The sequence below is a fragment of the Rosenbergiella sp. YN46 genome, assembly GCF_036620675.1.
Taxonomy (GTDB): domain Bacteria; phylum Pseudomonadota; class Gammaproteobacteria; order Enterobacterales; family Enterobacteriaceae; genus Jejubacter.
This window is the reverse complement of the sequence record NZ_JAZHEE010000111.1, coordinates 1-650: the sequence shown is the minus strand read 5'-3', so window position 1 is coordinate 650 and position 650 is coordinate 1. Positions and strand designations below refer to the sequence as shown.

Here is a 650-nt window from a genome sequence, read left to right as displayed (position 1 = left end):
TTAAAGCTATGTCTTGAAAAAAAGGATGAAAGGCTTGGCCAGTATTCATTAATCACGTCCAATGTGGAGACCGACAAAGGTTCTGTGGAAATGATTTATGATGAGGGATTCAGGGGCGAAAATGCACTTGAAAAGGCTGCAGACTTTGTAACAAAAAACTTGGGCCCTTCTGGTTTGATAACCCGTTCAATAATCACCTTACAATCAAATTTATGAACCAAAAAATTCTGATCTTTACATATTCTAGCACAAGATTTAATTCAATTATTACTTCAGTGTCAAGCTGTGCGAATTTTACAACTACACTGTGATGCTATAGAATACACACCTACAAAAAAGGAAATTTCTGCAGCTGAAGAAATCCAACCAGAAACAAAGCGATTTGAGGAAATTGTAGTGGCATTTATCGCTGTAGAAGATGGTGATGATTCTATTGTTGCACAAAAAGCAATTAATGAAATCCAAGATTCTATGAAGAAAGTCGGATGTAAGAAATTACTCTTATATCCATATGCACATCTTAGCTCAAACCTTGCTTCACCAAGTACAGCATTGAGTGTTTTAAAACAAATGGAATCGTTGGGGACTGATTTAGAAATACATCGTGCTCCATTTGGTTGGACAAAATCATATAAATAAAAAGTTAACGG

The 650-nt window shown here is 35.5% G+C and carries 2 protein-coding genes; both read left to right on the top strand.

Annotated elements, in window-relative coordinates:
* Positions 1 to 216 (top strand): hypothetical protein (locus V3W49_RS22755; RefSeq protein WP_500148221.1); only part of this gene is annotated, 216 nt, incomplete at its 5' end.
* A gap of 69 nt (positions 217 to 285) precedes the next feature.
* Entirely contained in the window at positions 286 to 639 is a 354-nt protein-coding gene (locus V3W49_RS22750; RefSeq protein ID WP_500148219.1) for a threonyl-tRNA synthetase editing domain-containing protein, read from the top strand.
* The last annotated feature ends 11 nt before the right edge of the window (positions 640 to 650 follow it).